We start from the raw sequence: 1,068 nt of genomic DNA, 5'->3' as shown, positions 1-1,068 counted from the left end.
GAGGGTGTCATAGAACTCTTGTCACACCGTGATGATCGTGCTTCCCGGATTGTCTCCGCGTTCGTAGTTGGTGATTGCGACAACGAGGCGAAGGCACAGAGCGAGGAAGACCTGTGCTCGTGCATGGACGCGGCCTCGGGCGTGCGTTCGCCCGAGGCCGCAGTCCTTCACTGATTCGTTGGTTCGTTCGACTCCAGTACGGCGGTTGTACGTCTCATCCAACGTGGACTGCTTCAGCTGAACGTCCTCGCTGTGTTGTTCGATGCGGTCTTCGACCCTGTACTCGATGTCTTTCGGGTCGTCAGTGTTTCGTGCGTTGTACGGGGCGACTGGCACGACCCCTGCGGCCAGCAGGTGGTCGTGCCAGTCGAGCGTGTCGTAGGCGCTGTCACCGACCATCCAGATCGGCTTGGCGACGGCGAGCGCGTCACGTGTGACGCGCATCGCCGTCTCCTCTGGTGCTTGCTTACTCTCTGTGAACTCGGCTGCAATCGGGATCTTTTGCCCGGTCGAGACGATCGTGCAACCGTAGCCGTAGTAGTACTCGTCGTCGGTTGGATCGTAGCACTTCGACGCGTCTTGATCGGCGGGCATCGCTCTCACGTCAGTTGAATCGATACAGTAGGTCACATCGAGCAGGCCGCGCCGGGCGGCCTGCTCGACGAGTCGGTCGAAGACCTCGTCGACGACGTGTTCGAGGTCGGTGAGAAAGCGATCGACCGCGTCTCTCGACGGCGGTCGATCGAACCCACAGCTCAGCCAAACGACCGTGTTCCGAAGCTCTCGCTCAACGGGACGAATGCCGTAGATGTCGTGGTAGTAGCAATGGAGGAAGCCACGCATCAGCTCTGGTGGTTCGTGATCTCGTGTTCGCCCCGTCTGCGCCGGGGCGAACACGTCGAACTCTTCGAGAAACTCAAAGGAGAGATGCTCAAACAACGCTAGCGTCTCGGTTTCCGCGACATTGAAGAACGACTCTACCGAAGGATCATCTTGCAGGGTCGCTGAACTCATCCACCTCAGCGTTCACCCTGCTCTTTGGTGTGCTACTCGTTCTATGACACCCTC

Annotated in this window: 1 protein-coding gene; it reads right to left on the bottom strand. The window is 59.2% G+C overall.

Annotated elements, in window-relative coordinates; all coding sequences use genetic code 11:
• Window positions 1-21: 21 nt before the first annotated feature.
• Window positions 22-1,014 carry a transposase gene (locus tag Hhyl2_RS22355; RefSeq protein WP_483548670.1) on the bottom strand — a complete coding sequence of 331 codons (993 nt, stop codon included), beginning with the start codon at window positions 1,012-1,014 and terminating at the stop codon, window positions 22-24.
• Between the last annotated feature and the right edge of the window lie 54 nt (window positions 1,015-1,068).

The organism is Haloarcula sp. H-hyl2 (genome assembly GCF_056934385.1).
Note: the sequence above shows the minus strand (reverse complement) of the source record. Positions and strands in the feature narration are given on the sequence as shown.